The sequence below is a fragment of the Streptomyces sp. B15 genome (assembly GCF_018070605.1).
Taxonomy (GTDB): Bacteria; Actinomycetota; Actinomycetes; order Streptomycetales; family Streptomycetaceae; genus Streptomyces; species Streptomyces smyrnaeus.
In genome coordinates, this window is sequence record NZ_JAGPXJ010000026.1 from 26,739 (window position 1) to 51,235 (window position 24,497).

The window sequence follows — 24,497 nt, forward strand, 5'->3', positions numbered from 1 at the left end:
TCGGTGAACGATGAGCGAGAGGCAGGTGGCGGCCATGGCGACCAGGGCCGGTGCGGGACGTCAGGCGCGTGGGGGCGAGGCGGGGGCGGCGGGTCCCGACGGCCGCGACGACGGCCCCGCCCCCGTACCGCGGCGGCTGCTGGCGGCGGCCACCCGCCTGTTCGCCGAACAGGGCTACGACCGCACCTCCGTGCAGGAGATCGTGGAGGCGGCAGGCGTCACCAAGGGCGCTCTCTACCACTACTTCGGCTCCAAGGACGATCTGCTGCACGAGATCTACGGCCGTCTGCTGCGGCTGCAGCAAGAACGCCTCGACCTGCTCGCCGAGCGCGAGGCACCGGTCGAGGAGCGGCTGCGGCAGGCCGCAGCGGACGTCGTCGTCACCACCATCGAGAACCTCGACGACGCCATGATCTTCTTCCGCTCCATGCACCAGCTCTCGCCCGAGAAGCAGAAGCAGGTGCGCGCGGAGCGGCGCCGCTACCACGAGAGGTTCCGCGCCCTGATCGAGGAGGGGCGGCGTGCGGGGGTGTTCAGCGATGCCACGCCCGCCGATCTCGTCGTGGACTACCACTTCGGCTCCGTGCACCACCTCAGCAGCTGGTACCGTCCCGGCGGCCGGCTCAGCCCCCAGCAGGTCGCCGACCATCTGGCCGACCTGCTGCTGCGAGCGCTCAGGCCGTGAGGCCGCCCGATTCTGGGACGGTGCCGCTGCCGGTCCTTCGCAGGCTGCGGGTGCGCGGTGGACGCTCGCGCAGTTCCCCGCGCCCTTTACGGGTCGCGTGCCCCCTTGCGCCATACCGCGGGCGGCGCGGGGGCGGAGCCCGGCACCCTTCCCGCCGCGACTGGGGGTACCTCCCGGCCGAAGGCTGGGGGAGAGCAACGACAACAGCGAGAGTCCGGCGGAAAGAACGACAAGCTCAACCACGACGTTCGGCAGAAAGGACACCCCCGTGCAGGCATGGCGCGTCCACACCAACGGCGAACCGCGTGACGTGATGCGGCTGGAGGAGATACCCGAGCCCGAGCCCGGCCCCGGCCAGCTGCTGGTACGGGTACGGGCCGGCAACGTCAACTACCCGGACGCCCTGCTGTGCCGGGGCGAGTACCAGGTCCGTCCTCCGCTGCCGTTCACCCCCGGTGTGGAACTGTGCGGGGAGATCGTCGGCGGCCCCCGGGCGGGGGAGCGGGTGCTGGGACAGCCCGTCCTGCCCTGCGGCGCGTTCGGCGAGTCGGCCGTCATCAGCGAGGAGAGCGCCCGGCCGGCCCCCGAGGCGCTGGACGACGCGGAGGCCGCCGCGCTGCACATCGGCTACCAGACCGGATGGTTCGGCCTCCACCGGCGCGCCCGCCTGCAGAAGGACGAGACGCTGCTGGTGCACGCCGCGGCGGGCGGCGTCGGAAGCGCCGCCGTCCAGCTGGGCAAGGCCGCCGGGGCGCGGGTGCTGGGCGTCGTCGGCGGGGAGGCGAAGGCCGAGGCCGCCCGCGAGCTGGGCTGCGATGTCGTCATCGACCGGCGGAAGGACGATGTCGTCGCCGCCGTGAAGGAGGCCACCGGAGGCAAGGGCGCCGACGTGGTGTACGACCCGGTGGGCGGTGACGCCTACGCCGCGTCGGCCAAGTGCGTCGCCTTCGAGGGGCGCATCGTGGTGGTGGGCTTCGCCAGCGGCGCGGTGCCCACGCCCGGGCTCAACCACGCCCTGGTGAAGAACTACGCGATCCTCGGTCTGCACTGGGGGCTGTACGCGCAGCGGGACCCCTCCGCCGTGGACCGCTGCCACGAGGAGCTGACCCGGCTCGCCGCCGAGGGCACCGTCAAGCCGCTGGTGAGCGACCGGGTGCCCCTTGCGGGGGCCGCGGACGCCGTCCAGCGGGTCTTCGACGGAGTGACCACGGGGCGCGTGGTGGTGACGGTCGCCTGACGGGCCCGGCGCGGGTGGCCGGCCGAGGTGTCAGCCGACCGCCCGTGCGGCGGCGCGTCCCGCCGTACGCCCCGAGAAGAGGCAGCCGCCGAGGAAGGTGCCCTCCAGCGAGCGGTAGCCGTGCACGCCACCGCCCCCGAAGCCGGCTGCCTCACCCGCCGCGTAGAGACCGGGGACCGGCTCTCCCCTGCCGGAGCCGGTCCCGGAACCCGGGGAGGACTCCCCGCCGTTCGCCAGCACACGGGAGGACAGATCGGTCTCCAGACCGCCCAGCGTCTTGCGGGTGAGGATGTTGAGGCGGACGGCGATCAGCGGGCCGGCGGACGGGTCGAGCAGGCGGTGCGGGGGCGCCACCCGGATGAGCCGGTCGCCCAGATAGCGCCGGGCGCCGTGGATCGCGGTGATCTGCAGGTCCTTGGTGAAGGGGTTGCGGATCTCGCGGTCCCTGGCGGCGATCTCCCGTCGCAGTGCGTCGGCCTCGATCAGTTTCTCCCCGGTCAGTTCGTTCATCCTGCGGGCCAGCGCGGCGGGGTCGCGTTCGATCATGAAGTCGACGCCGTTTTCCATGAAGGCCTGCACCGGTCCCGGTGCGCCTGCGCGTGCCCGGCCGAGGACATCGCGGACGGAACGTCCGGTCAGATCGGGGTTCTGCTCGGATCCGGAGAGGGTGAACTCCTTCTCGATGATCTTCTGGCTCAGTACGAACCAGGTGTAGCCGTGACCGGTGCGCATGATGTGGTCGAGGGTGCCCAGGGTGTCGAAGCCGGGGAAGAGCGGGACCGGCAGCCGCTGCCCGGTGGCGTCGAGCCACAGGGAGGAGGGGCCGGGCAGGATGCGGATGCCGTGCCGGGCCCAGATGGGGTTCCAGTTCTCGATGCCCTCGGTGTAGTGCCACATCCGGTCGCGGTTGACGATGCTGCCGCCCGCCCGCTCCGTGATGCCCAGCATCAGCCCGTCCACATGCGCCGGCACCCCGGACAGCAGCTTCTCTGGCGGAGTGCCCAGCCGCTCGGGCCAGTTGGCGCGCACCAGGTCGTGGTTGCCGCCGATGCCGCCGGAGGTGACGATCACCGCCTGGGCGCGCAGTTCGAAGCTGTCGGCCACCTCCCGGCTGCTGGCCGTACCGCGCTGCGCGTCGCTGGGCACCAGCACCTCACCGGTCACGGTGTCCAGTGATCCTGCGGTACGCGACAGCCCGGTGACACGGTGTCGGAAGCGCAGTTCGACCAGGCCCCGCGCCACCCCGGCGCGTACCCGGCGCTCGAACGGTTCGACGAGCCCGGGACCGGTGCCCCAGGTGATGTGGAAGCGGGGCACCGAGTTGCCGTGGCCGCCCGCGTCGTAGCCGCCGCGCTCGGCCCAGCCGACGACCGGGAAGAGCTTCAGTCCCATGGAGCGCAGCCAGGCCCGCTTCTCACCGGCGGCGAAGTCCACGTACGCCTCGGCCCAGCGGCGCGGCCAGTGGTCCTCCGGCCGGTCGAATCCGGCCGTGCCGAGCCAGTCCTGCCAGGCCAGCTCGCGGCTGTCCTTGATGCGCAGCCGGCGCTGCTCGGGGGAGTCGACGAAGAAGAGGCCGCCGAAGGACCAGTGGGCCTGGCCGCCGAGGGACTGTTCGGGCTCCTGGTCGAGGAGGATGACGCGGCGCCCGGCGTCGGCGAGTTCGGCCGTCGCGGCGAGGCCCGCGAGCCCGGCTCCGACCACGATCACATCGGCGTCGTACGCCATGCTCCCACCCTTTCGTACACCTGCACCGAGGTCTGGTGACCGGAGAGTAACCTTCGGCCCCGCCGACGGACACCCCCTGGAGCGGTCCGGCCCGGCCGTGCTGCTTGGATGGGTGTATGACGCAGCAGGGACGCTCGGCCGACGAGCTGCTGGACATCGTGGACGACCAGGACCGCGTCGTGGGGCAGCGGCTGCGCGGCGAGGTCTACGCGGAGCGGCTGCGGCACCGCAGCACCTCCATCCGGGTACGGGACGCGGCGGGCCGGATCTTCGTGCACCGCCGTACCCCCACCAAGCTGATCTTCCCCGGGATGTACGACGTGGTGGTGGGCGGTGTCGTGGGTGCGGGCGAGGACTACGACACCGCGGCGCTGCGGGAGGCCGAGGAGGAGCTGGGGGTCAGCGGACTGCCGCAGCCCGAGCGGCGGCTGAAGTTCCTCTTCGAGACGCCCGAGTTCTCATGGTTCCTCCAGGTGTACGAGGTGGTGTGCACACTGCCCGTCAAGCCGCAGCCCGAAGAGGTCGAGTGGTGGGACTTCCTGCCCGAGGACGAGCTGGAGCGGCGGCTGGCCGGCTGGGCGGCGGCGGGTCACGTCGTTCCGGACGGACTGGAGTGCCACCGCCGTCTCACGGCGCTGTAACGGGCCGGTGCGGCCGGTGCCGATGTCCCCGGGGGGAAGAGCCGCAGGTCACCACGTACGGTTGACTCATGCTTGACCGGATCCGGGTGACTGTTCGGCTGTGGTTCGCCCCCCAGCGGCTCAGGGAGGAGGGCACCACGCCCGACTACCGCTTCTCGCTCGCCAACGAGCGCACCTTCCTCGCCTGGATCCGCACCGCGCTGGCCCTGGTCGCCGGCGGGATCGCGGTCGACCAGTTCCTCACCGACCTGCGCTGGGGCGTGCGGACGGGTATCGCCATCGTGCTGCTGGCCGGCGCGGTGCTGTGCGCCTTCCGCGCCGTCAACCACTGGGTGCGCTGCGAACGCGCCATGCGGCGCGGTGAGGATCTGCCCGCCTCGCGCTTCCCGGTGGTGCTGGCGAGCGGCACGGCGTTCGCGGCGCTGCTGGTGATCGCCGTCGTGGTGCTCGGCCTGGCGGGCCGGTGACCGGCGGGCCGACGCCGGGCGCGCCGAGCGCGGCCGAACCGCCCCGCGATCCGGGCGCACAGCCGGAGCGGACCTGGTTGGCCTGGCGCCGTACGACGCTCACCTGCGCCGTCTCCGTGGCGCTGACGGCGCGGGTGGCGCTGGAGGACCCGTCGAGCATCGCCGTCGTGGCCGCCTGCCTCGGCGCGCTGGCCTGGGTGGCTCTGCTGCTGACCGCCCATCGGCGGATCGGCGGGCTGGCCCGGTCCCGGCCCGGGACGATGGGGGCGGCCGAGACCATGGGAACCCTGGTCTGCGTACTGGTTCTCGTCGGTGTGGGAGGGATGATGCTGCTGTGAACAGCCAGGAGGGTGTGCGGGCGCCGCTCGTCGTCGTGATGGGGGTGTCCGGGTCCGGCAAGAGCACCGTCGGCGAGTGGCTGGCCCAGGTGCTCGACCTGCCGTTCGCCGACGCCGACGACTTCCATCCCGAGCGGAACATCGAGAAGATGTCGGCCGGGATCCCGCTGGACGACGCGGACCGGGCGCCGTGGCTGGAGGCGATGGCCGACTGGCTGGGCAGCCGGACCGGCAGCGGGGCCGTACTGGTCTGCTCGGCGCTCAAGCGCCGCTACCGCGACCAGCTCCGGCAGGCGTCCGAGCGGCTGTTCTTCGTCCATCTGGACGGCTCCTACGAGCTGATCGCCGAACGGCTGGCCGGGCGCAGCGGCCACTTCATGCCGCCGAGCCTGCTGCGTTCGCAGTTCGAGGCGCTGGAGCCGCTGGGCCGGGACGAGGGAGGGGTCACCGTCTCGGTCGCGGGCTCGCCGGACGAGACCCGCGCCGCGGTGCGCAGCGCGCTGACGCGCGCGGGGGTGTGCTGAGAGGGAGCCGAAGCCGCACCGGCCGGGTCAGGCGAGCGCGACGGCGGTCAGGATCAGTACGCCGACCGCGAGGACGACGATCAGGGCGAGGCCGGAGGGGTTGCGGTGGTTGAGGACGTAGCCGTTCCTGGAACGCTCGTCGCGTACGAACAGCGGCTCGTTGTCACCCATGGGCATGCCCCGAGGCTAGGGCGCGACCCGTGTGCCTGTCATGGGACTTCGGGCGGAAAGCGGTGCATCGCACACCGAGCCGGATGCCAACGGGTCAATACCGGACCGAGGGTGCGGCGGGCGAAACAGGCGGCGAAAGGGAAGCGCGGCCGTCGGCGCGGCGAAAGCCGGGGGCGGCGGAAACTGGGGGTGGACTCCATACCGACTAGTCGGCATGATCGGTTGTGACCGATGCCGAAGGAGCGCCCACGATGAGCGAACAGAACCCGCCCGGTCTCGATCTCGCCCGGCTTGCCGCGCATCTGGAGCGGGAGTGTCCGGGACTGATACGAGGGCCGCTGAGCGGTGAAGTCGTCCAGGGCGGCCGCTCGAACCTGACGTACCGGGTCACGGACGGGACCGGCCGGTGGGTGGTGCGGCGCCCCCCGCTGGGGCACGTACTGGCCACCGCGCACGACATGTCCCGCGAGCACCGCGTCGTCAGCGCCCTGCGCAGCACCGCCGTACCGGTGCCGAAGACCCTGCTGCTGTGCGAGGACCCGGAGGTGATCGGGGCGCCGTTCTATGTGATGGAGCACGTCGACGGCACCCCGTACCGCACCGCCGACCAGCTGGCACCGCTCGGCGCCGAGCGCACCCGCGAGGTCGTACTGGCACTGCCCGAGACGCTGGTGGCGCTGCACGCCGTCGACCCGGAGGCGGTGGGGCTGACCGGCTTCGGACGCCCCGAGGGTTTCCTGGAGCGCCAGTTGCGGCGCTGGAACAAGCAGCTGGAGGCCTCCCGCAGCCGCGAGCTGCCCGGCATCGACGAGCTGCGCACGGCGCTCGGCGGGACGCTGCCCGACTCACCGCGGCCCACCGTCGTGCACGGTGACTTCCGCCTCGACAACGTGCTGGTGGACGCCGACGACAAGGTGGCCGCGGTGCTCGACTGGGAGATGTCCACCCTCGGCGACCCGCTGACCGACCTGGGGCTGCTGGCGATGTACAGCGAGCGCCAGGACGTGCCCGACTCGCCGGTCAGCACCACCAGCGGGGCGCCCGGCCACCCCGAGGCGGCCGAACTGATCGAGCGCTATGCCGCGCTGTCCGGCCGCGATGTGTCCCGGATCAACTGGTACACGGCGTTCGCCTACTTCAAGCTCGCCGTGATCCTGGAGGGCATCCACTACCGCTTCACGCTCGGCCAGACCGTCGGCGCGGGCTTCGACCGGATCGGCGAGCTCGTACCGGTCTTCATCGACAACGGACTCACCACTTTGCGGAAGGGCTGAGCAGCAGATGGACTTCGCATACGACGCGCGCACCGAGGAACTGCGCGAGCGGCTGCTCGCGTTCATGGACGAGCATGTGTACCCGGCCGAGCAGATCGCCGAGGAGCAGCGCGCGGCCCAGGACTCGCCCTGGGCCACGGTGCCGGTGCAGGAGGAACTCAAGGCCACGGCGCGGAAGCTGGGGCTGTGGAACCTCTTCTTCGTGGATCAGCACAGCTTCGTGGATCAGCACAGCTTCGTGGATCAGCACGGCCTGTCAGGCGAGGAGTACGGCGCCGGGCTGACCAATCTGCAGTACGCACCGCTGGCGGAGATCACCGGGCGCAGCCCGCAGCTCGCGCCGACCGCGCTCAACTGCGCGGCCCCCGACACCGGGAACATGGAGCTGCTGGCCCAGTTCGGCTCGTCCGAACAGCGCGAGCGGTGGCTGCGGCCCCTGCTGGCGGGCGAGATCCGCTCGGCCTTCGCGATGACCGAGCCGGATGTGGCCTCTTCGGACGCCACCAACATCGGCACCCGCATCCGGCGGGACGGCGACTCCTACGTCATCACCGGCCGCAAGTGGTACATCTCCGGCGCCATGCATCCGGACTGCTCGGTCTTCATCGTGATGGGCAAGACCGACCCGGACGGCGAGGACGTGCGCCGTCAGCAGTCCATGGTGCTGGTCCCGCGCGACACCCCCGGCGTCGAGGTGCGCCGCGCGATGTCCGTCTACGGCTACGAGGACCACTACCACGGCGGCCACGCCGAGGTCGTCTTCCACGAGGTGCGCGTACCGGTCACCAACCTGGTCGGCAAGGAGGGCGGCGGATTCGCCATCGCCCAGGCCCGGCTCGGCCCGGGCCGTATCCACCACTGCATGCGGCTGATCGGGATGGCCGAGCGGGCCATCGAGCTGATGTGCCGCCGGGCGCTGGACCGTACGGCCTTCGGAAAGCCGCTGGCCCGGCAGGGCGTGGTGCACGAGTGGATCGCCGACGCACGGGTCCAGGTCGAGCAGTTGCGGCTGCTGGTGCTCAAGACGGCGTGGCTGATGGACACCGTCGGCAACCGGGGCGCGCACACCGAGATCCAGGCCATCAAGATCGCGACCCCGCGCGCGGTGGTGCGGATCATCGACGACGCCGTGCAATTGCACGGCGCCGGAGGGGTCTCGCAGGACTTCCCCCTCGCCCATCTGTGGGCGTCGGCGCGGACGCTGCGGCTGGCCGACGGGCCCGACGAGGTGCACCAGCGCTCCCTGGCCCGCCGCGAGTTGAAGCGGTACAGCGGGTAGCGGGCCGGGCGTCCAGGGGCGCGGGCACGACGCGATCGGCCGCGACGCAGCCCGCAGCCCGCGGCCGGTGGTCAGGGGCAGGGCCGGGGCGCTACTCCGGCGTTCCGAGACTGCCCCGCCGCCGGGCCGGGCGGCGGCCCGGCGGCGGGGACGGTTCGGGCCGGGGCGGCGGGCGGCGTACCGGACGGCTCTGCGGCGCCCCGGCCGTGAGCGTGAACGGCGCCCCGCAGTGGCACAGTTCCAGCGGCTCGCCCTCCAACAGCGTGTAGGTGGCCGTCGTCCTGCCGATCTCCACCCGCAGCCGCCGCCCCAGGGTCTGCACCGTGAAGGCCAGCCGGCTCAGCTGTTCGGGCAGCAGGGGCGAGAAGTCCAGCCCGCCGTGGCGCAGCCGCATCCCGCCGAACCCGGCGACCAGCGCGATCCAGGCGCCCGCCAGCGAGGCGATGTGCAGCCCGTCCCGGGTGTTGCTCTCCAGGTCCGCCAGGTCCATCAGCGCGGCCTCGCCCACATAGTCGTAGGCGAGCCGCAGATGACCCACCTCGGCGGCCATCACGGCCTGACAGCAGGCGGACAGCGATGAGTCGCGGACGGTCATCTGCTCGTAGTAGTCGAAGGCGCGCGCCTTCTGCTCGGCGTCGAAGGCGTCGCCGCGCTTGTACAGGGCCAGCGCCAGGTCCGCCTGCTTGATGACCTGCTTGCGGTACAGGTCGAAGTAGGGGAAGTGCAGCATCAGCGGGTACTGGTCGGGTTCCGTGGCGGCGAAGTCCCACATCTGGTGCCCGGTGAAGCCGGCCGACTGCTCGTGGACCTGCAGCGTCTCGTTGAAGGGTACGGCCACCGCGTCCGCCGCGTCGCGCCAGCCGGCCGCCTCCTCGTCGTCCACCCCCAGCGCGGTCGCCTCCTCGGGGTACTGCTCCACGGCCTCGGCGGCGGCCCGCAGGTTCTGCTGGGCCATCAGATTGGTGTAGAGGTTGTCGTCCGCGACGGCGCTGTACTCGTCCGGCCCGGTGACCCCGTCGAAGTGGAAGGTGCCGTGGTGGTCGTGGTGGCCCAGCGAGTGCCACAGCCGGGCCGTCTCGACCAGGATCTCCACCGCCGTCTCCCGTTCGAACTCCAGATCGCCGGTGGCCGCGACATACCGGGTCACGGCGTCCGCGATGTCCGCGTTGACGTGGAAGGCGGCGGTACCGGCCGGCCAGTAGGCGGAACACTCCGAGCCGTCGATCGTCCGCCAGGGGAAGGTCGCCCCCCGCAGCCCGAGCTGGCGGGCCCTGGCGCGCGCGGCGGGCAGCGTCTCCTGCCGCCAGCGCAGCGCCTCGGCGACCGAGTCGGGTGAGGTGTAGGTCAGCACCGGCAGCACGAACTGCTCGCTGTCCCAGAAGGAGTGCCCGTCGTAACCGGAACCGGTCAGGCCCTTGGAGGGGATGGCGCGCTTCTCGGCCCGCGCGCCCGCCTGCAGGACGTGGAAGAGCGCGAAGCGCACCGCCTGCTGGATCTCCGCGTCGCCGTCCACCTCCACATCGGCGCGCGACCAGAAGTGGTCCAGATACTCCCGCTGCTGCTCCACCAGCCCTTGCCAGCCCTTGCTGCGGGCACCGGCCAGGGCGGCGTCGACCTGGTCGCGTACGGCGGGCAGCGAGCGGACGCCGGACCAGCCGTAGGAGACCAGCTTCTCCACCCGCAGCGGTTCGCCGGGCCGCAGCTCGGCGGTGACGGTCAGCCGGGCGACGTTCTCCCCGCTCTCGCAGGCGGTGCTGGTCGAGGCCGGACCGTGCACGGTGTGGTCGGCCGCAGCGCCGACCCGCAGCCCGCTGCGATCGGTGCAGTGCACCAGGCGCAGCCGCATGTCCTGGGCGAAGTTCTCCTCCGGCAGCAGTACGTCCTGGAGCGCGGCGGCGACCCGCGGGTCCTGGCCGCCCTTCTGCGGCAGCTGTTCGTTGGCGACCAGCTCCGACTGCACGACGACCCGGACGTCGGAGTCGAGCGGTTCCACCTCGTAGGCGACGGCGGCGATGGCGCGCTGGCTGAAGGAGACCAGCCGGGTGGAGGTCACCCGTACGGTGCAGCCGGCCGGGGAACTCCACTCGCAGACCCGGCGCAGCAGCCCGGTGCGCAGATCCAGCACCCGTTCGTGGGAGCGCAGCTTGCCGTAGCGGACGTCGAACGGCTCGTCGTCCACCAGCAGCCGCATGATCTTGCCGTTGGTGACGTTGATGACGGTCTGGCCGGACTCGGGGTAGCCGTAGCCCGCCTCCGCGTACGGCAGGGGGTGCAGCTCGTGCACCCCGTTGAGATAGGTGCCGGGCAGCCCGTGCGGCTCCCCTTCGTCGAGGTTGCCGCGCCAGCCGATGTGCCCGTTGGAGAGGGCGAAGACGGACTCGCTCTGCGGCAGCACATCGAGGTTGAGCGCGCTCTCCCGCAGCGACCAGGGCTGGACGGCGTAGGACGAGTTGCTGATCACGGGCGTTCCTTCCCCGGTCGGCGCCGGCGGGTGGGGTCCTGATCCTGCTGCGGCCGGTGCGGGTCCTGCGGGCCCTGCAGCTCCCGCAGGTCCCGCACGACGGTGTCGGCGCCGTGTGCGCGCAGGGCGTCGGCCTGTCCGGTGCGGTCGACCCCCACGACGTAGCGGAAGTCGCCGGCGCGGCCGGCCTCCATCCCGGCCAGTGCGTCCTCGAAGACGGCCGACTCGCCCGCGGTCACGCCCAGATCCTCGGCGGCGGCGAGAAAGGTGTCGGGGCGCGGCTTGCCGGGCAGTCGGCGCTCCTTGGCCACGACGCCGTCGATCCGGACGTCGAAGAGGTCCTCGATGCCGACCGAGACCAGGATGTCGCGGCAGTTGGCACTGGAGGAGACCACGGCCGTCCGCAGTCCCCCGGCCCGTACCGCGTGCAGATACCGCAGCGAGCCGTCGTACGCCTCGACGCCGTCCTTGCGGATCTTCTCCAGCAGCAGCTCGTTCTTGCGGTTGCCCAGTCCGTTGACCGTCTCCCGGCCGGGCGGGTCCTCGGCGGTGCCCTCCGGCAGCTGGATACCGCGTGCGGCGAGGAAGGTGCGCACTCCGTCGGCGCGCGGGCGCCCGTCCACATACGCGTCGTACTCCGCCACCGGGTCGAAGGGGCGGAAGCCGGGGCCGTCCCGCTCGCGCAGATAGGCGTCGAACATCTCCTTCCAGGCGGCGGCGTGCACGACGGCCGTCTTGGTGAGCACACCGTCGAGATCGAACAGACATGCGCGGATGCTGCCCGGCAGACCGAGGTTCGTCATGCGTGCCGGGTCCCCTCGCCGTCCGGTCGGCATGCCTGCCGGGGAGCTTTGCCGCCCGGCTGGACGCCTGCCGGCTCAGTCGCCCTCGCGGCGGAGCGGAACCCTCCAGGCGATACGGGTGCCCGGGCCCGCCCCTGACCCCGGGTCGGTGCCGGGCCCCTGGGCCACGGTCAGCGTTCCGCCGAGCTGCTCGGCCCGGGAGCGCATATTGGCGAGCCCCCCGGTGTGTGTGCTCCCGGCGCGGTCCCCGACGCCCACGCCGTCGTCGGTGACGGTCAGGGCGATGACCGCGCCGACCTGCAGATCCACATCCACCCGGTGGGCCCGCGCGTGCCGCACGACGTTGCTCAGCGCCTCCGCCAGCACCGCGCTCACCTGCTCGGCCGCCTCCGGCGGCACATCCGTGTCGACGGGCCCCTCCATCCGCAGGGAAGGCAGGAAGCCGAGCCGGTCGGCCGCGTCGCTGACGGCCTTGGCCACCGTCCGGCGCAGGCTGGTGCCCGGCTCGGCACCCTCACCGGAGGTGCGCAGCGCGAAGATGGTGGAACGGATGATCTTGATGGTCTCGTCGAGGTCGTCCACCGCGCGGTTCACCCGCTCCGCGGCCTCGGGCCGGTCGATGAGCCGTCCCGCGCTCTGCAGCGTCATCCCGGTGGCGAACAGCCGCTGGATGGCCAGATCGTGCAGGTCGCGGGCGATACGGTCGCGCTCGTGCAGCAGGGTGAGCTGCTCCGACTCGGCGCGGTGCTGCGCCATCTCCAGCGCCAGGGCGGCCTGCGCGGCGAAGTCCTTGAGCAGCTCCACCTCCGTCTCGTCGAACGGTGGACGCCCCTTGAGCCGGCTCAGCCGCAGCGCGCCGGGTGCGTCCTGCTGCGCCAGCAGCGGTACGGCGACGACGGGACCGTGCTCGACCTCCCCGTCCGGAAAGGCGTGCGTACGCGGATCGTTGCCGATGTCCGCCGTCACCGCCGACTCCCCGGTGCGGGCCGCCAGCCCGGACAGGGTGTCGTCGTAGGGCACGACCACGCCCGTCTGCTCCTCGGCGAGGTCGCCGACCGCCACCACGACCCGCAGGGCGTCCGCGACGCCCTCGGTGTCCGGCAGCAGCACGCACGAGGTGTCCGACTGCGCCACCTCCAGCGCCCGCTGTGCGATCAGCCGCAGCACCTCGTTCGAGGTCGCGCCGCTCAGCAGCAGCCGGCTGATCTCGCCCAGCGCCTCCAGCCACTGCTCGCGGCGCCGGCTCTCCGCGTACAGCCTGGCGTTGTCGACTGCGATCCCGGCGGCGACGGCGAGGGTGGTGACGACCGCCTCGTCGTCGGCGTCGAAGTCGGCGCCACCGCGCTTCTGTGCCAGATAGAGGTTGCCGAAGACCTCGTCCCGCACCCGCACGGGCACGCCCAGGAAGGTGCGCATCGGCGGATGGTGCGCGGGGAAGCCGTGGCTGGCCGGGTGCGCGCTCAGATCCGTGAGCCGTAACGGCCGCGGGTCGCGGATCAGTTCGCCGAGCACCCCGTGCCCCGAGGGCAGCGGGCCGATGCGTGCGGCCTGCTCCGGCGAGACGCCCACCGGCAGGAAGGTCGACAGCCGCTGCCCTTCCCCGATGACACCCAGCGCGCCGTACTCCGCGTTGGTCAGCGCCAGCGCCGCCTCCACGATGCGGCGCAGCACCTGGGACAGGTCCAGTTCGCGCCCGACGCTGAGCACGGCTTCCAGAAGGCTGTGCATCCGGTCCTGGGTGAGCCGTGCGGCATCCAGCCGCGTCTGAAGCTCGTCCAGCAGCTCGTCCAGCCGGAAGTGGGGCAGCTCCTCGCGGTACTCCACCCGGTCGTTGCCCCGCCCCCGCTCCGGACGGTGCTGCCCCGCTCTGGCAGCCTCCGACATGCGCACCTCCGTACGCCGTACGACAGCCGGGCCCCCGCGCGAACCCGGAACGGCAGTCTACGGCCGAACGGACGCCAGGTCGCCGGTCGATTCCGGCTCGACCTCGCCGTTCGTGCCGCCTGGTGCGGTGTTCGTACGCCCCTCGCCCGGTGGGGCGTGCCCGCCGGGCGGAGTGTGCCCGCCCGGGTGCCGGGGCGCCTTCCGCCGGTCCATCTCACGCCACTCCGGTCGCAGCCCGGTCAGGTTCGTGGTGAGGAAGTACGCGGCACCGCCGGCCAGCAGCACGGGCACCAGCCCGAACGCGGCGACCCCCGCACCGGCGAGGAGCCCGCCGAGGGGGATGCCGGACCAGGCCAGCGAGTCCCCGAGCGCGTTGACCCTGCCCCGCAACTCGCCGGGCACGCGCTCGAAGTTGAGGGCGCCCAGTATCGGGTTGAGGAAGCCCGCTCCGAAACCGCCGAGCGCGAAGACGCCCAGCACCGCCCACAGCGGTACGTCCACGGCCAGGATCAAGAACCGGGGTGCGCCCGCCAGCAGGAACCCGGCGAAGAAGACGGGGCGGCGGCGCATCCGGTGCCCGATCGCGGCGGCCACCAGGCTCCCGGCGACCGCCGCGATCCCCAGCGCGCTGTTCGCCAGCCCGATCGCTCCGGGGCCGTTGCCGGACTCCCGTGCCCAGACGGGCAGCAGCAGGGTGGCGAAGGCGGCATCCAGCAGATTGGTGACGGCGACCATGGCGATCACCGTCAACAGCAGCGGGTCACCGCGCAGGAAGCGGAAGCCCGCGCCGAGCCGGCGCCAGTAGCCCTCGGACGCGGGACGGGCGCTGCCGTCCGGGTCGTCCCGGATGCTGCCGCGGCGGCGCGGCAGCAGAACCACGATCACGGCCGAACCCGAGGCGAAGCAGCACGCGATGGCGAACAGCGCGGTCTGCGCGCCGAGCAGCGCCACCACCGCGCCACCGGCCGCAGGGCCGACGGTCGAGGCGAGCCGCTCGGTCACCCCCGCCAGCCCGGCGGCCCGCTCCAGCGGCACCCGGGCGCGCTCCGCGGCCTCCGGGACCATGATCTCTTTCGACAGGTCGCCGGGTCCCCGGGCCGCCCCGATCACCGCGACGAGCAGGAGCAGCAGCCAGAACGAGAGCACGTCCACGAGGTGCAGCAGGCCCACGGCGGTCACCGCGAGGGCACTGAGCACATCGGTGATCCATGAGACGGTACGCGGACCGACCCGGTCGACCAGCGGACCGGTGAACGCCTTGACCAGTACGTACGGCGCCATCTCGCACAGCGCCACCAGCCCGGTCCTGGCGGTGCTGCCGGTGGTGACCAGGACGAACCAGGGGAGCGCGATGGCCGAGATGCGGGTGCCGGTCAACGACACGGCCATCGCCGCGAGCACACCCGCCAGCGGCCGTCGGCTCCGCTCGGTCATACCGGAACCCTAGACCGCGCGGGTTCGGGCGGGACGAACGGCCCCTACTCATCCAGCCGCCCATGCCCCAGGCTTGAGGGCGTCCCGAGGAGGTCCAGTGCCGGGTTCCGACAGCCCGGGCGGCACAGCCGCCCACCCCGCCGCGCCTGTGCGCGTCTTCCTGCTCGACGATCACGAGGTGGTACGCAGAGGGCTGCGCGACCTGCTGGAAGCCGAATCCGATCTGGAGGTCGTCGGGGAGGCGGGCGACGCGGAGGAGGCGCTCACCCGCGTGCCCGCGGTACGCCCCCATGTCGCGGTGCTGGATGTACGGCTGGGCGGCGCCGAGCAGCACAGTGACCACGCGGGCATCGAGGTCTGCCGCGAACTGCGGGCCATGATGCCTGAACTGGTGTGTTTGATCCTCACGTCCTTCGACGACGACGAGGCGCTGATGGACGCGGTCATGGCGGGCGCGGCGGGCTATGTGCTCAAGCAGATCAAGGGCGCCGATCTGGTCAGCGCCATCCGGACGGTGGCGGCCGGCACCTCGCTGCTCGACCCCGGGGCGAGCGCGCGCGTCATGGCGCGCGTCCGGGCCCGGGAGCACCGTACGGCCCCGCCGGAGCTGGCCCGGCTCACCCCGCGCGAGCGGGAGGTGCTCGCGCTGATCGGGGAGGGGCTGACCAACCGGCAGATCGGTGAGCGGCTGTTCCTGGCGGAGAAGACCGTGAAGAACCGGATCTCCACCATCCTCGCCAAGCTCGGCGTGGGCCGCCGCGTCCAGGCCGCCGTCATCGCCGAGCGGCTGCGCGAGAGCGGCGGCTGAGCGGGCCGGGCGCCGTCGGGGGGGCGCCGTCGGGTGGGGGTCGTTCAGCGCTCTCCGCGGAGGCGCTCCAGTTCGCGGCGGTCCCGTTTGGTGGGGCGTCCGGCCCCCCGCTCACGGCGCGCGACGACGGGGACCTCCACCGGGGACGGCGGCGGCGGACTGTTGTCCTGGTAACACTCGACGGCGACCGGAGCGCCCACCCGCTTCTTGATCAGCCGCTTGACGATCACGATGCGCTCGCGCCCCGCCTGCCGCACCCGCACCTCATCCCCCACCCGGAGGGCGTGCGCCGCCTTCACCCGCTCGCCGTTGACCTTGACGTGCCCACCGCGGGCCGCGGTCGCCGCCTGGGAGCGGGTCTTCGCCAGCCGTACGGACCAGATCCAGCTGTCGACCCGTACCGACCCCTCGTCTGCCGTCATGCTTCCGAGCCTAGGGGAGCGCGGCCCGGCCGGGGACCCGCTCGGTGCCACGAGCGGCCCCGTCGCCCGGCGAAGAAGCCCCACGGGGCGGACAATGCCGACATATGGATGCCTCGCCTGTGGACCCCGCGGACGGCGCCGCCACACGCGCATCTCAGAGCGCGCTGCAAGAGCTCAACCGGGTGGCGCTGCGCACCATCGCGTGCGCCCGGCACCGTGCGCGCGTCCGGATCGCCGAGGCGGGCCCCGCCCACCCCGGCTGCTCCCCGCGCTCCGGGCACCGGCCGGACCCGGCCGACCGGCCGACGTCCGGGCCGTTCGCCTACGACGGCGCCGAAGCCCCGCCGCCCAGCGACGTGGCGGTACTGCCCGGCCTGCCGTCCTGGCTGCCCGCCGTGCTGGGTGTGCTGCGGGGCAGCTCGACGGTGCTGCGCCCGCTGTACGCCGCGGACGGCACCGTCCAGGACTTCATCGTCGTCGGGGCCAACCACTTCGAGCTGAGCGGTGTGGAGCGCGGCTCCTACGACTTCCTCGGCAAGCCGCTGTCCGAGACCCGGCCGGGGATCCGCACCAGCGGGATGTACGACGTCTACCGCGCCGCGCTGGATTGCGGCACGCCCGTCTCCAGCGACACCATCGACTACGTCGACGTCATCGACGGCGTCCTCCAGCGTGCCCGGCTGCGCGGCACCGTCGCGCTGCTGCCGGACGAGGGGCTGCTGCTGACGAACTGGGAACCGGTCGGCGAGGCCAGGCTCACCCGCCGCATCCAGGAGGGCGGCCGGCTCGGCTGGGCGGAGTGGGACCTGGTCAGCGGCAGGATGCGCTGGTCGCAGGGGCTGCGCGAACTGCTGGGCCTCACGGCACCGCCACCCGAGCAGGTGACACCGGAGGGGTACTCCGAGCTGGAGCGCACGGCCCGGTCGGTGACCTCGGCCAGGGACGTCGCCGCCGACCTGTTCACCGTGGGGCGGAAGATCGAGCCGGCCGAGGTGCCGGCGTTCGTCGCCGATCTGCGCACCCTGCTGGCCGGCGGCGATGTGCCCGAACACGAGCTGACCGTCCATGTCGACGGCCGGCGGCGGCGGATCCGCTGGTTCGGCGAGGCGCAGCCGGAGGGCGCCGAGGTACCGGAGTCCCTGCTGTTCGCCGCGCGGGACATCACCGGGCAGGAGGAGCAGCTGGGGCGGGCGCTGTCCGAGGCCGAGCGGCTGCGCCAGGAGGCGGCGGCCGAGCGCCGCGTCTCCGAGACCTTCCGCAGGGCGCTCACCCCGCCGCTGGGCGTGCTCACCCCCTCGTGGCTGTCCGTGAGCGCCGCCTATGTCCCTTCCGACTCGGGCGTCGGCGGTGACTGGTACAAGTGCCGCGAGCTGCCCGACGGACGGGTGCTGCTGGCGGTCGGCGACGCCTCGGGGCACGGGGTGGACGCGGCCAGCCGGGCGGTGCAGCAGCGCTCCGCGCTGGCCGGGCTCGCCTACACCGACGAGAACGCGGCCGAGCTGACGACGGCGCTGGGCGAGGTCGTCTACTACGGCGGCCTGGAGACCACCGCGACCTGCGTGGTGGGGCACCTGCACACCGACACCCGGGTCTTCCACTGGGCCAGCGCGGGGCACCCGGCGCCGGTCCTGGTGCGGGACGGCGTGGCGCGACTGGTGGAGGCCGAGCACGGACTGATGCTGGGCGTCACCCCGGAGGCGGCCTATCCGATCAACCACACCCAGCTGCAGGCGGGTGATCTGCTCCTGTGCTACACGGACGGGGTCATCGAACGCCGTGGTATGGACCTCGACGAGGGGGTCGCCGCTCTGCTGGCAGCCGTGCGGGAGTGCGCGGGGCGCAACGACACGGCCCAGGCGGCCACCGAGTGCCTGGTCTCCACGCTGCTGGGCCACGAGGCGGAGGACGATGCCACGCTCCTCACGCTGTATGTGACCTGACCTGACCTGACTGTGCCTCTTCGGCGGTGGAGCTTCTTCGACGGTGCTCAGCGGGGGTCCGCCCTGCCGCGTTCGTAGCGGCGGAGCCTGCGATAGCCGGTCAGCTCGCCGTCCGCGTCCAGCGTCATCTCGTACGAGCCGAGCATGCTGACGCTGTCCGGGATCCTGCGCAGCTCGACGACTTCGACGTGCAGCGTCCAGCTTCCGTCGTCACCTCTGACGACGGAGGAGACCGTCTCGGCCTCCAGGCCGGTCAGCTCCTCGATGGCCTCGCGTGCCGAGCGCAGGACCTGTGCGGTGCCGGGGCCCTTGGCTTCCACGTCCGACTGCTTGTCACTCATGCGCGGTCCTCCTCCCTCCCCGTCCGTGCCGGGGGAGCGTCGGTGGACCGGGCGGGTGCCCGCTGTGCGGCGGAGTGAACCGGACGGAGCCGGGTACGGGTGGGGGACCGGCGCCCGGCCGGTCAGTCCTCGCCGCGGAAGATGTGCGACTCCGGGTCCCGGTCGCCGGCCGGAGCATGCGGCCCGTAGCCCATCGGACCGTCCGGGCGGAGCACCGTCCGGGGAGTGTTGGCCGCCGGGCGGCCGGAGTCCCCGGCGCTCTCGTCACGGGTGCTGGTCTTGTTCTGCTGCACGTGGGATCACCTCCGTAGTCACCTACGGAGGCGAGTCCCCACACTCCCAGGGGCGAAACGGTGACCGGGGCGTAGCGGTCACCGTGTCCGAAACCGGACCAAGGAGGGGCGATGGCACACCGCCCGGACGTACTCGAACTGCTCGCGGACGATCACGCCGAGGCCGAGCGTCTCGTCGCGGCCTACGAGGCGACCCGCGACCCGGAGCGCCGCGCCGCCCTCGCCGAGCAGCTGCTGGCCGGGCTGGAGCGGCACGCCCTCGCGGAAGGCCACACACTGCACCCCGTCGTCCGCCGGCTGCTGCCCGACGGGGAGCAGCGCGTCGCCGCGGCCCGGCAGCGCTGGGAGGCGGCGGCGGTGACCGTCCGGGAGCTCAGGGCCGCCGAGCCGGGCTCACCCGCCGTCGAGCACCGGATGAGCGTGCTGCTCGACCAGGTGCGCGAGCACGCCGCGAGCCAGGAGGGCGAGGTCTTCGCACCGCTGCGGGAACGGCTGAGCAACCGGGAGCTGCGCGAGCTCGGTGCCGCCGCCTCCCGCTGGCTGCTGGGCGGCTCCGGGGGCGAGTAGCCCGCCGGGATCGTTCTTTCTTCTTCTGCCGCCTTTTCTGCTTCCCTTTTGTCGCATATGCCCGACAAGTTGCTCTTCCGGGTCGGCGGGAAGCGGAGCGCGGGGTTTGACCCTTGGCCCAAGGGCTACCCGTCCGGCGCCGCGGTACGACCGCGGGAACGAGGCGCCCCCGTTCCGCGAACTCTCCGTGCAAGCACGGGAGTTGCCCGTGAAATCCAAGCCTGAGAACGGCGCCAGAGAAGCGAAGGAGGCTCTGCCTCATGACTGTCGCTCCGGCACAACAGCAAGGCGGCGGAACCGGCAATCTCTACGACGTACTGGAACTCGTCCTCGACCGCGGACTGGTGATCGACGCGTTCGTGCGGGTGTCCCTCGTCGGTATCGAGATTCTCAAGATCGACGTCCGGGTCGTGGTCGCCAGTGTGGACACGTATCTGAAGTTCGCCGAGGCCTGCAACCGCCTCGACCTGGAGTCGGGCCGCAACAAGAGCCCCGGCCTGCCCGACGTGGTGGGGCAGGTCACCGAGTCCGGGGCCCAGGGAAAGACCAAGGGTGCGCTCAGCGGCGCGGCGCAGACCGTCTCGGACGCGTTCCAGCAGGCGCGCGACGAGTCCCAGGAGGGCGGCACGCGGCGGCGCACCACCACCCGCAAGAAGGAGGAGCGGGAGTGAGCACCTACGTCTACGGCATCACCCGGTCCCCGGCCCCGCACCTGCGCGAAGGACTGACCGGCGTGGGCGACCCGCCCCGCCCGGTGCGGATCCTCCAGCGGGACGGCCTGGTGGCACTGGTCAGCGACGCGCCCGAGGACCTGCGGCCCAAGCGCCGGGAGCTCCTCGCCCACCAGCAGGTCCTCGCGGAGGTGAACGCCGAGCGGGTGGTACTGCCCATGCGCTTCGGCAGCCTCTCGGAGGACGACGGCACGGTCGGCGAGGTGCTCGTGGAGCGGGCCGAACACTTCCTCGAACGCCTCGACACGCTCGAAGGCAAGGTCGAGTACAACATCAAGGCCAGCCACGACCAGGAGGCCGTGCTGCACGTCGTGATGGCACAGCAGCCCGAACTGCGGGCGGAGAGCGAGGCCAACCGCGCCGCGGGCGGCGGCAGCTACGAACAGAAGCTGGCGCTTGGCGAGAAGGTCGCCCGCGCCGTGCAGGCCCGGGAGCCCGTCGACGCGGCACTGCTGCGCCACGCGGTGGAGCCGCTGGCCGCCGAGGTGAGCGAGGGCCCGCAGAGCGCGGGCTGGCTGACGAACCTCTCCGTCCTCGTCGCCCGGGAAGCGGCCGACGAGCTGCTCTCCGCCGTCGAGGAGCTGGGGACCTCCGCACCGCAGCTGGATCTGAAGGTGAATGGTCCGCTGCCGCCCTACAGCTTCGTCGAGAAGACCGACGCGTCGGCCGACGCGACGGCCGGCGCCCGGGCCGCACCGGCGGCCGGCTGACGGGCCGGTGGAGCCGGGAGGCCGACATGGGGCTGATCAGCGAACTACTGCTGCTGCCCGCTGCCCCGGTGCGCGGCACCGCCTGGGTGCTGCGGCAGGTGCAGGCCGAGGCGGAGCGGCAGTACCGCGACCCCGCCACCGTCCAGCGCGAGCTCGCGGAGGCGGAGCGGCAGTTGCTCGCCGGCGAGATCGACGAAGACGAGTTCGACCGCCGCGAGGACGAGCTCCTCGCGCGGTTGGAGGACAGGAACCCATGGACATGAACAGCAGACTGACGATGGCACTGGCCGCCGGCGGGGGATATCTCCTCGGCCGGACGAAGAAGGCGAAGTTCGCCCTTGGCGTCGCCACGGTGGTGATGGGCAAGAAGATGCCACTGAGCCCACGAGCCGTCGCGCGTACGGCCACGGAACAGCTTGCCAGGAATCCGCAGTTCAAGGAGTTGGGCGAGCAGCTGCGCTCCGACTTGCGGGGTGCGGGCAGGGCAGCGACCGGCGCCCTGGTCAACCGCCAGGTCAACGCGCTGGCCGACCGGCTGCACGAGCGCACCTTGGACGTACGCGACCGGCTCGACGGCGTCGGCGCATCCGTCGAGGACACGGCGCGCGGCGCCGCTTCCACCGCGAAGGACACCACCGAGAGCGTGGCCGAGACGGCGGACGACCAGGACGAGTCCGGTGAGCAGGGTTCCCGCGCCTCCGGCGGTGCGCAGCGTGGCTCCCGCCCCGCGCGTCGGGCCAACGACGCCGCGAAGAAGCCGGCAGCCAAGCGCCCTGCCAAGAAGCAGCAGGCGGGCCGGGCGCCGGCGAAGAAGACCGCGTCGTCCTCGGCCAGGGCCTCAGGGGCCCCGGACCGCTCCCGGACGGCCAAGCGGACCGGCACCAAGTCCACCGCGAAGTCCTCCGCCACGGGTGCGAAGGGCAGTGGTGCGAAGGGAGGTCGGACCCGTGGCTGACACGCGGACGCAGAACGGCGGTGGCAAGCCGCTGGGCGGTCTCGACCCCGAGGCCACGGACCGGCTCAAGTCGGCGGCCCAGGAGTTCGCCCTGGCCGAGGGCGAGAAGCTGCTCGCCGGAGTGGGCCGCAAGCTCGGGCAGGCCACGAGCAGGCTCAACGACGTGGCCGAGGGGAAAAGCCCCGGCTTCGGCAGGTTGGCGCTGGACAGCGGCCGGAAGATCGTCGAGGGCAAGGGCCCCGTGCGCACCGCCGTGGAGGTCGGCGCCGGACGTCTGAAGGAGAAGGCGGGCGAGGGCATCAAGGGGCTGCTGGGCGCTGGAGACGGCAAACGCAAGGGGAGCGGCGGCCAGAAGCCGGTCGTCATCCTGGAGTACGTGGATGTGGGCGTGCCCGTCAGAACCGCCTACGACCAGTGGACACAGTTGCAGGACTTCAGCTCCTTCACCAAGGGCGTGCGGGATGTCACGGTGGCCGACGACACCACCTCCGACTGGAAGGCGAAGATCTTCTGGTCCGATCGGAGCTGGCAGGCGACCACCACCGAGCAGATCCCCGACCAGCGCATAGCCTGGACGTCCGAGGGGGCCAAGGGCAGTACCAAGGGCGTGGTGACGTTCCATGAGCTCACCGGGAACCTCACCCGCGTCGTGCTGCTGATCGAGTACTACCCCAAGGGCCTGTTCGAGAAGACCGGCAACGTCTGGCGCGCCCAGGGCCGCAGGGCCCGGCTCGACCTCAAGCACTACGCCCGGCACATCTCCATGAAGGGCGAGGCGGACGAGGGCTGGCGCGGCGAGATACGCGACGGCGAGGTCGTCGTCACCCACGAGGACGCGGTCGCCGAAGAGGAGCGCCGCGCCGAGGACGCGTACGAGGACGAGGACCGGACCGGGACCGAGGCGGACGTCGGGGAAGCCGATGACGCCGATGACGCCGAGGAACCAGAACAGTTCGAGGACTCCGAACAGGACGCTTACGAGGAGCCCGCCGACCGGGACGAGGCGGAGGAGGAGTTCGAGGAGGAGGACGCCTCGGCGGGTGAGCGCCGGTGAGTACGCCGATGCCCAGCGGCGGCAGGCTGCCCGAGCGCTACGACGGCGGCAGCAGCGCCAACCTCGCCGACATCCTCGAACGGGTTCTCGACAAGGGCGTGGTGATCGCGGGCGACATCCGCATCAACCTGCTCGACATCGAGCTGCTGACCATCAAGCTCCGGTTGATCGTCGCCTCCGTCGACAAGGCCAAGGAGATGGGCATCGACTGGTGGGAGACCGATCCCGCGCTCAGCTCCAACGCCCGGCGGACCGAACTGTCCGAGGAGAACGAGCGGCTGCGCCAACGCGTCGCCGAACTGGAGCAGCGGAATCCGGAACGCCTGGAGGGAGAGCGCCATGAACGGTGAACTGCGGTACGTCTACGCGGTGACCGCGCCCCTCGAGGCCCCGTTGCCCGACGACGTACGGGGCGTGAACGGCTCCGTCCCGTACGTCGTCGACCAGGCGGGACTGCAGGCGGTGGTCAGCAAGGTCCCCGAGGAGGAGTTCGCGCAGGAGCCGCTGCACGCCCGGCTGGAGGACCTCGGTTGGCTGGAGCAGACGGCCCGCGCCCACCAGGCGGTGGTCGACGCGCTCACCGCGCTCACCTGCCCGCTTCCGCTGCGCCTGGCGACCGTCTACCGGGACGACGACGGGGTCCGGCGTGCCCTGGCGGAGGGCAGCCAGGAGTTCCTGGCCACCCTCGACAGGCTGGCGGGCCGCGTCGAGTGGGGCGTGAAGGTCTACGCGCAGCGGGCGCCCGAACCGGCCCCGGCAGCGGCACCGGCCCCGACCAGCGGGCGGGAGTTCCTGCGCCGGCGCAGGCAGGAGGTCACCTCGCGGGAGAACGCGCTGCGGGAGGCCGAGGAACTGGGCCGTGCGCTGCACGCGGCGCTCACGGCGCAGGCCGAGGACGTACGGGTGTATCCCGCGCAGAATCCGCAGCTGTCCCAGGTGGCCGGGCAGAACCTGCTCAACGCGGCCTATCTGGTGCCCCGCGAGCGGGCGGAGGAGTTCGTGGGCCGTGTGGAGCAGCTGGGCGCACACGACCCGGCCGTCCGGGTCGAGCTGACCGGCCCGTGGGCGCCGTACTCGTTCGCCGCGTCGGACGCGCCCGACCAGCGGGAGGGTGTCCATGACAGCGCCGTCTGATGGGCCGCACGCTCCGCGCGGGCCGGTGGCTGTCGACTCCGAGCAGCCGCTGGCCCGGCGGCAGGTCGCCCTGGTCGACCTGCTGGACCGGCTGCTGGGCACCGGGGCGGTCCTCACCGGGTCGCTCACCTTGGGGATCGCCGACGTGGACCTGGTGCGGATCGACCTGCGGGCCCTGATCAGCTCGGTCAACGCACGCGTCCCCTCGCCCTGGGAGGGAGGGCAGCCACTGTGACCCGAGTATCCGAGACCGCACCCGGGGCCCGAGCGTCCGACCCGGGGGCGCCCGACGCAGGGGCGTCCGAGACAGAGACGCGCGGGGCACGGGCCTCCGCGACCCGGCGGCTCGACTTCGACCCCGACACCGTGGAGCGCGATCTGGCCGCACTGGTGCTCACCATCGTCGAGCTGCTGCGGCAACTGGTGGAGCGACAGGCCCTGCGCCGGGTGGAGGTGGGGGACCTGGACGAGGACCAGGAGGAGCGGATCGGAATGACGCTCATGCTGCTGGAGGACCGGATGGAGCTGTTGCGGGAACGGTTCGGGCTGACGCCCGAGGAGCTGAACCTGGATCTCGGCCCGCTGGGTCCCCTGCTGCCTACCGACTGATGACACCCGA

General features: G+C 72.4%; 29 protein-coding genes. 20 read left to right on the top strand and 9 right to left on the bottom strand.

Features of this window, described 5'->3' with window-relative positions:
- Positions 1-34: 34 nt before the first annotated feature.
- Together KBY19_RS14590 and KBY19_RS14595 are read left to right on the top strand one after the other, a co-directional pair.
- Positions 35-685, top strand: coding sequence for a TetR/AcrR family transcriptional regulator (locus KBY19_RS14590; protein ID WP_247690985.1), 651 nt, complete (start codon positions 35-37; stop codon positions 683-685).
- Positions 686-953: 268 nt separating this feature from the next.
- Entirely contained in the window at positions 954-1,922 is a 969-nt protein-coding gene (locus KBY19_RS14595; RefSeq protein WP_099879171.1) for an NADPH:quinone oxidoreductase family protein, read from the top strand.
- A 30-nt stretch (positions 1,923-1,952) separates the two neighbouring features.
- Here the strand turns inward: KBY19_RS14595 and KBY19_RS14600 are convergent, their stop codons facing one another.
- The gene (locus KBY19_RS14600) at positions 1,953-3,647 is read right to left on the bottom strand and encodes an FAD-binding dehydrogenase (RefSeq protein WP_210965919.1); all 1,695 of its coding nucleotides are present in this window, start codon (positions 3,645-3,647) and stop codon (positions 1,953-1,955) included.
- 116 nt (positions 3,648-3,763) lie between these two features.
- On the opposite strand from KBY19_RS14600, the gene KBY19_RS14605 reads away from it, so the two are divergent.
- The 4 genes from KBY19_RS14605 (at position 3,764) to KBY19_RS14620 (ending at position 5,617) form a co-directional block, all read left to right on the top strand.
- The gene (locus KBY19_RS14605) at positions 3,764-4,288 is read left to right on the top strand and encodes an NUDIX domain-containing protein (protein WP_099879167.1); all 525 of its coding nucleotides are present in this window, start codon (positions 3,764-3,766) and stop codon (positions 4,286-4,288) included.
- Positions 4,289-4,356: 68 nt separating this feature from the next.
- Entirely contained in the window at positions 4,357-4,755 is a 399-nt protein-coding gene (locus tag KBY19_RS14610) for a YidH family protein (RefSeq protein ID WP_099879165.1), read from the top strand.
- On the top strand, positions 4,752-5,093 hold the full coding sequence (locus KBY19_RS14615; protein ID WP_099879163.1) for a DUF202 domain-containing protein: 342 nt from the start codon (positions 4,752-4,754) through the stop codon (positions 5,091-5,093). Before KBY19_RS14610 ends, KBY19_RS14615 begins: the two co-directional genes overlap by 4 nt.
- 38 nt (positions 5,094-5,131) lie before the next feature.
- A complete protein-coding gene (locus KBY19_RS14620; protein WP_210965939.1) occupies positions 5,132-5,617 on the top strand; it encodes a gluconokinase in 486 nt (161 codons plus the stop codon).
- A 27-nt stretch (positions 5,618-5,644) separates the two neighbouring features.
- Here the strand turns inward: KBY19_RS14620 and KBY19_RS14625 are convergent, their stop codons facing one another.
- The gene (locus KBY19_RS14625; protein WP_180289583.1) at positions 5,645-5,794 is read right to left on the bottom strand and encodes a hypothetical protein; all 150 of its coding nucleotides are present in this window, start codon (positions 5,792-5,794) and stop codon (positions 5,645-5,647) included.
- 245 nt (positions 5,795-6,039) lie between these two features.
- On the opposite strand from KBY19_RS14625, the gene KBY19_RS14630 reads away from it, so the two are divergent.
- Positions 6,040-7,062 (top strand): phosphotransferase family protein, encoded by a 1,023-nt coding sequence (locus KBY19_RS14630; protein WP_185016434.1) that lies wholly within the window; start codon positions 6,040-6,042, stop codon positions 7,060-7,062.
- Between the two features lie 7 nt (positions 7,063-7,069).
- The gene (locus KBY19_RS14635) at positions 7,070-8,341 is read left to right on the top strand and encodes an acyl-CoA dehydrogenase family protein (protein ID WP_210965920.1); all 1,272 of its coding nucleotides are present in this window, start codon (positions 7,070-7,072) and stop codon (positions 8,339-8,341) included.
- Positions 8,342-8,432: 91 nt separating this feature from the next.
- Here KBY19_RS14635 and KBY19_RS14640 read toward each other — a convergent pair whose 3' ends face one another.
- The 4 genes from KBY19_RS14640 to KBY19_RS14655 all read right to left on the bottom strand — a co-directional run bounded on the left by KBY19_RS14640 (position 8,433) and on the right by KBY19_RS14655 (position 14,923).
- Complete coding sequence (locus KBY19_RS14640; protein ID WP_185016432.1) at positions 8,433-10,802, bottom strand: glycoside hydrolase family 65 protein; 2,370 nt, start codon at positions 10,800-10,802, stop codon at positions 8,433-8,435.
- Entirely contained in the window at positions 10,799-11,605 is an 807-nt protein-coding gene (locus KBY19_RS14645; RefSeq protein WP_210965921.1) for an HAD family phosphatase, read from the bottom strand. Before KBY19_RS14645 ends, KBY19_RS14640 begins: the two co-directional genes overlap by 4 nt.
- 75 nt (positions 11,606-11,680) lie before the next feature.
- Positions 11,681-13,489, bottom strand: coding sequence for a GAF domain-containing sensor histidine kinase (locus tag KBY19_RS14650; protein WP_180289582.1), 1,809 nt, complete (start codon positions 13,487-13,489; stop codon positions 11,681-11,683).
- A 57-nt stretch (positions 13,490-13,546) separates the two neighbouring features.
- Positions 13,547-14,923, bottom strand: a complete 1,377-nt coding sequence (locus KBY19_RS14655) for an MFS transporter (RefSeq protein ID WP_210965922.1) — start codon at positions 14,921-14,923, stop codon at positions 13,547-13,549.
- Positions 14,924-15,020: 97 nt separating this feature from the next.
- Between KBY19_RS14655 and KBY19_RS14660 the strand changes: the two genes are divergently transcribed.
- The gene (locus tag KBY19_RS14660) at positions 15,021-15,731 is read left to right on the top strand and encodes a response regulator transcription factor (RefSeq protein WP_099879152.1); all 711 of its coding nucleotides are present in this window, start codon (positions 15,021-15,023) and stop codon (positions 15,729-15,731) included.
- Between the two features lie 44 nt (positions 15,732-15,775).
- On the opposite strand, the gene KBY19_RS14665 is transcribed toward KBY19_RS14660, so the two are convergent.
- A complete protein-coding gene (locus KBY19_RS14665) occupies positions 15,776-16,153 on the bottom strand; it encodes an RNA-binding S4 domain-containing protein (protein WP_185016430.1) in 378 nt (125 codons plus the stop codon).
- A 104-nt stretch (positions 16,154-16,257) separates the two neighbouring features.
- On the opposite strand from KBY19_RS14665, the gene KBY19_RS14670 reads away from it, so the two are divergent.
- Complete coding sequence (locus KBY19_RS14670) at positions 16,258-18,093, top strand: PP2C family protein-serine/threonine phosphatase (protein WP_210965923.1); 1,836 nt, start codon at positions 16,258-16,260, stop codon at positions 18,091-18,093.
- A gap of 47 nt (positions 18,094-18,140) precedes the next feature.
- Here KBY19_RS14670 and gvpO read toward each other — a convergent pair whose 3' ends face one another.
- A complete protein-coding gene (gvpO, locus tag KBY19_RS14675; protein WP_099879148.1) occupies positions 18,141-18,434 on the bottom strand; it encodes a gas vesicle protein GvpO in 294 nt (97 codons plus the stop codon).
- 122 nt (positions 18,435-18,556) lie between these two features.
- Positions 18,557-18,727 carry a hypothetical protein gene (locus KBY19_RS14680; protein WP_180289580.1) on the bottom strand — a complete coding sequence of 57 codons (171 nt, stop codon included), beginning with the start codon at positions 18,725-18,727 and terminating at the stop codon, positions 18,557-18,559.
- Between the two features lie 111 nt (positions 18,728-18,838).
- Between KBY19_RS14680 and KBY19_RS14685 the strand changes: the two genes are divergently transcribed.
- The 10 genes from KBY19_RS14685 (at position 18,839) to KBY19_RS14730 (ending at position 24,487) form a co-directional block, all read left to right on the top strand.
- Positions 18,839-19,294, top strand: a complete 456-nt coding sequence (locus KBY19_RS14685; RefSeq protein WP_185016428.1) for a hemerythrin domain-containing protein — start codon at positions 18,839-18,841, stop codon at positions 19,292-19,294.
- Between the two features lie 260 nt (positions 19,295-19,554).
- On the top strand, positions 19,555-19,965 hold the full coding sequence (locus KBY19_RS14690; protein WP_099879143.1) for a gas vesicle structural protein GvpA: 411 nt from the start codon (positions 19,555-19,557) through the stop codon (positions 19,963-19,965).
- Complete coding sequence (locus KBY19_RS14695; protein ID WP_210965924.1) at positions 19,962-20,735, top strand: GvpL/GvpF family gas vesicle protein; 774 nt, start codon at positions 19,962-19,964, stop codon at positions 20,733-20,735. The genes KBY19_RS14690 and KBY19_RS14695 overlap by 4 nt, the downstream gene beginning before the upstream one ends.
- 26 nt (positions 20,736-20,761) lie before the next feature.
- A complete protein-coding gene (locus KBY19_RS14700; protein ID WP_099879139.1) occupies positions 20,762-20,998 on the top strand; it encodes a gas vesicle protein GvpG in 237 nt (78 codons plus the stop codon).
- Entirely contained in the window at positions 20,995-21,690 is a 696-nt protein-coding gene (locus KBY19_RS14705) for a DNA primase (RefSeq protein ID WP_210965925.1), read from the top strand. The genes KBY19_RS14700 and KBY19_RS14705 overlap by 4 nt, the downstream gene beginning before the upstream one ends.
- Positions 21,683-22,744 (top strand): SRPBCC family protein, encoded by a 1,062-nt coding sequence (locus tag KBY19_RS14710; protein ID WP_210965926.1) that lies wholly within the window; start codon positions 21,683-21,685, stop codon positions 22,742-22,744. The genes KBY19_RS14705 and KBY19_RS14710 overlap by 8 nt, the downstream gene beginning before the upstream one ends.
- Before the next feature lie 8 nt (positions 22,745-22,752).
- Entirely contained in the window at positions 22,753-23,094 is a 342-nt protein-coding gene (locus KBY19_RS14715; protein ID WP_099886358.1) for a gas vesicle protein, read from the top strand.
- On the top strand, positions 23,084-23,878 hold the full coding sequence (locus KBY19_RS14720) for a GvpL/GvpF family gas vesicle protein (RefSeq protein WP_185016425.1): 795 nt from the start codon (positions 23,084-23,086) through the stop codon (positions 23,876-23,878). Before KBY19_RS14715 ends, KBY19_RS14720 begins: the two co-directional genes overlap by 11 nt.
- 25 nt (positions 23,879-23,903) lie before the next feature.
- On the top strand, positions 23,904-24,113 hold the full coding sequence (locus KBY19_RS14725; RefSeq protein WP_209213400.1) for a gas vesicle protein: 210 nt from the start codon (positions 23,904-23,906) through the stop codon (positions 24,111-24,113).
- Positions 24,110-24,487 (top strand): gas vesicle protein K, encoded by a 378-nt coding sequence (locus tag KBY19_RS14730; RefSeq protein ID WP_307843514.1) that lies wholly within the window; start codon positions 24,110-24,112, stop codon positions 24,485-24,487. The genes KBY19_RS14725 and KBY19_RS14730 overlap by 4 nt, the downstream gene beginning before the upstream one ends.
- The last annotated feature ends 10 nt before the right edge of the window (positions 24,488-24,497 follow it).

Excerpts from the sequence above, each read along its gene's own strand:
- KBY19_RS14590 (WP_247690985.1), top strand. The coding sequence starts at position 35 with ATGGCGACCAGGGCCGGTGCGGGACGTCAGGCGCGTGGGGGCGAGGCG.
- KBY19_RS14600 (WP_210965919.1), bottom strand. The coding sequence starts at position 3,647 with ATGGCGTACGACGCCGATGTGATCGTGGTCGGAGCCGGGCTCGCGGGC.
- KBY19_RS14605 (WP_099879167.1), top strand. The coding sequence starts at position 3,764 with ATGACGCAGCAGGGACGCTCGGCCGACGAGCTGCTGGACATCGTGGAC.
- KBY19_RS14610 (WP_099879165.1), top strand. The coding sequence starts at position 4,357 with ATGCTTGACCGGATCCGGGTGACTGTTCGGCTGTGGTTCGCCCCCCAG.
- KBY19_RS14620 (WP_210965939.1), top strand. The coding sequence starts at position 5,132 with ATGGGGGTGTCCGGGTCCGGCAAGAGCACCGTCGGCGAGTGGCTGGCC.
- KBY19_RS14625 (WP_180289583.1), bottom strand. The coding sequence starts at position 5,794 with ATGCCCATGGGTGACAACGAGCCGCTGTTCGTACGCGACGAGCGTTCC.
- KBY19_RS14630 (WP_185016434.1), top strand. The coding sequence starts at position 6,040 with ATGAGCGAACAGAACCCGCCCGGTCTCGATCTCGCCCGGCTTGCCGCG.
- KBY19_RS14635 (WP_210965920.1), top strand. The coding sequence starts at position 7,070 with ATGGACTTCGCATACGACGCGCGCACCGAGGAACTGCGCGAGCGGCTG.
- KBY19_RS14645 (WP_210965921.1), bottom strand. The coding sequence starts at position 11,605 with ATGACGAACCTCGGTCTGCCGGGCAGCATCCGCGCATGTCTGTTCGAT.
- KBY19_RS14650 (WP_180289582.1), bottom strand. The coding sequence starts at position 13,489 with ATGTCGGAGGCTGCCAGAGCGGGGCAGCACCGTCCGGAGCGGGGGCGG.
- KBY19_RS14655 (WP_210965922.1), bottom strand. The coding sequence starts at position 14,923 with ATGACCGAGCGGAGCCGACGGCCGCTGGCGGGTGTGCTCGCGGCGATG.
- KBY19_RS14665 (WP_185016430.1), bottom strand. The coding sequence starts at position 16,153 with ATGACGGCAGACGAGGGGTCGGTACGGGTCGACAGCTGGATCTGGTCC.
- KBY19_RS14670 (WP_210965923.1), top strand. The coding sequence starts at position 16,258 with ATGGATGCCTCGCCTGTGGACCCCGCGGACGGCGCCGCCACACGCGCA.
- gvpO (WP_099879148.1), bottom strand. The coding sequence starts at position 18,434 with ATGAGTGACAAGCAGTCGGACGTGGAAGCCAAGGGCCCCGGCACCGCA.
- KBY19_RS14685 (WP_185016428.1), top strand. The coding sequence starts at position 18,839 with ATGGCACACCGCCCGGACGTACTCGAACTGCTCGCGGACGATCACGCC.
- KBY19_RS14690 (WP_099879143.1), top strand. The coding sequence starts at position 19,555 with ATGACTGTCGCTCCGGCACAACAGCAAGGCGGCGGAACCGGCAATCTC.
- KBY19_RS14700 (WP_099879139.1), top strand. The coding sequence starts at position 20,762 with ATGGGGCTGATCAGCGAACTACTGCTGCTGCCCGCTGCCCCGGTGCGC.
- KBY19_RS14705 (WP_210965925.1), top strand. The coding sequence starts at position 20,995 with ATGAACAGCAGACTGACGATGGCACTGGCCGCCGGCGGGGGATATCTC.
- KBY19_RS14715 (WP_099886358.1), top strand. The coding sequence starts at position 22,753 with ATGCCCAGCGGCGGCAGGCTGCCCGAGCGCTACGACGGCGGCAGCAGC.
- KBY19_RS14720 (WP_185016425.1), top strand. The coding sequence starts at position 23,084 with ATGAACGGTGAACTGCGGTACGTCTACGCGGTGACCGCGCCCCTCGAG.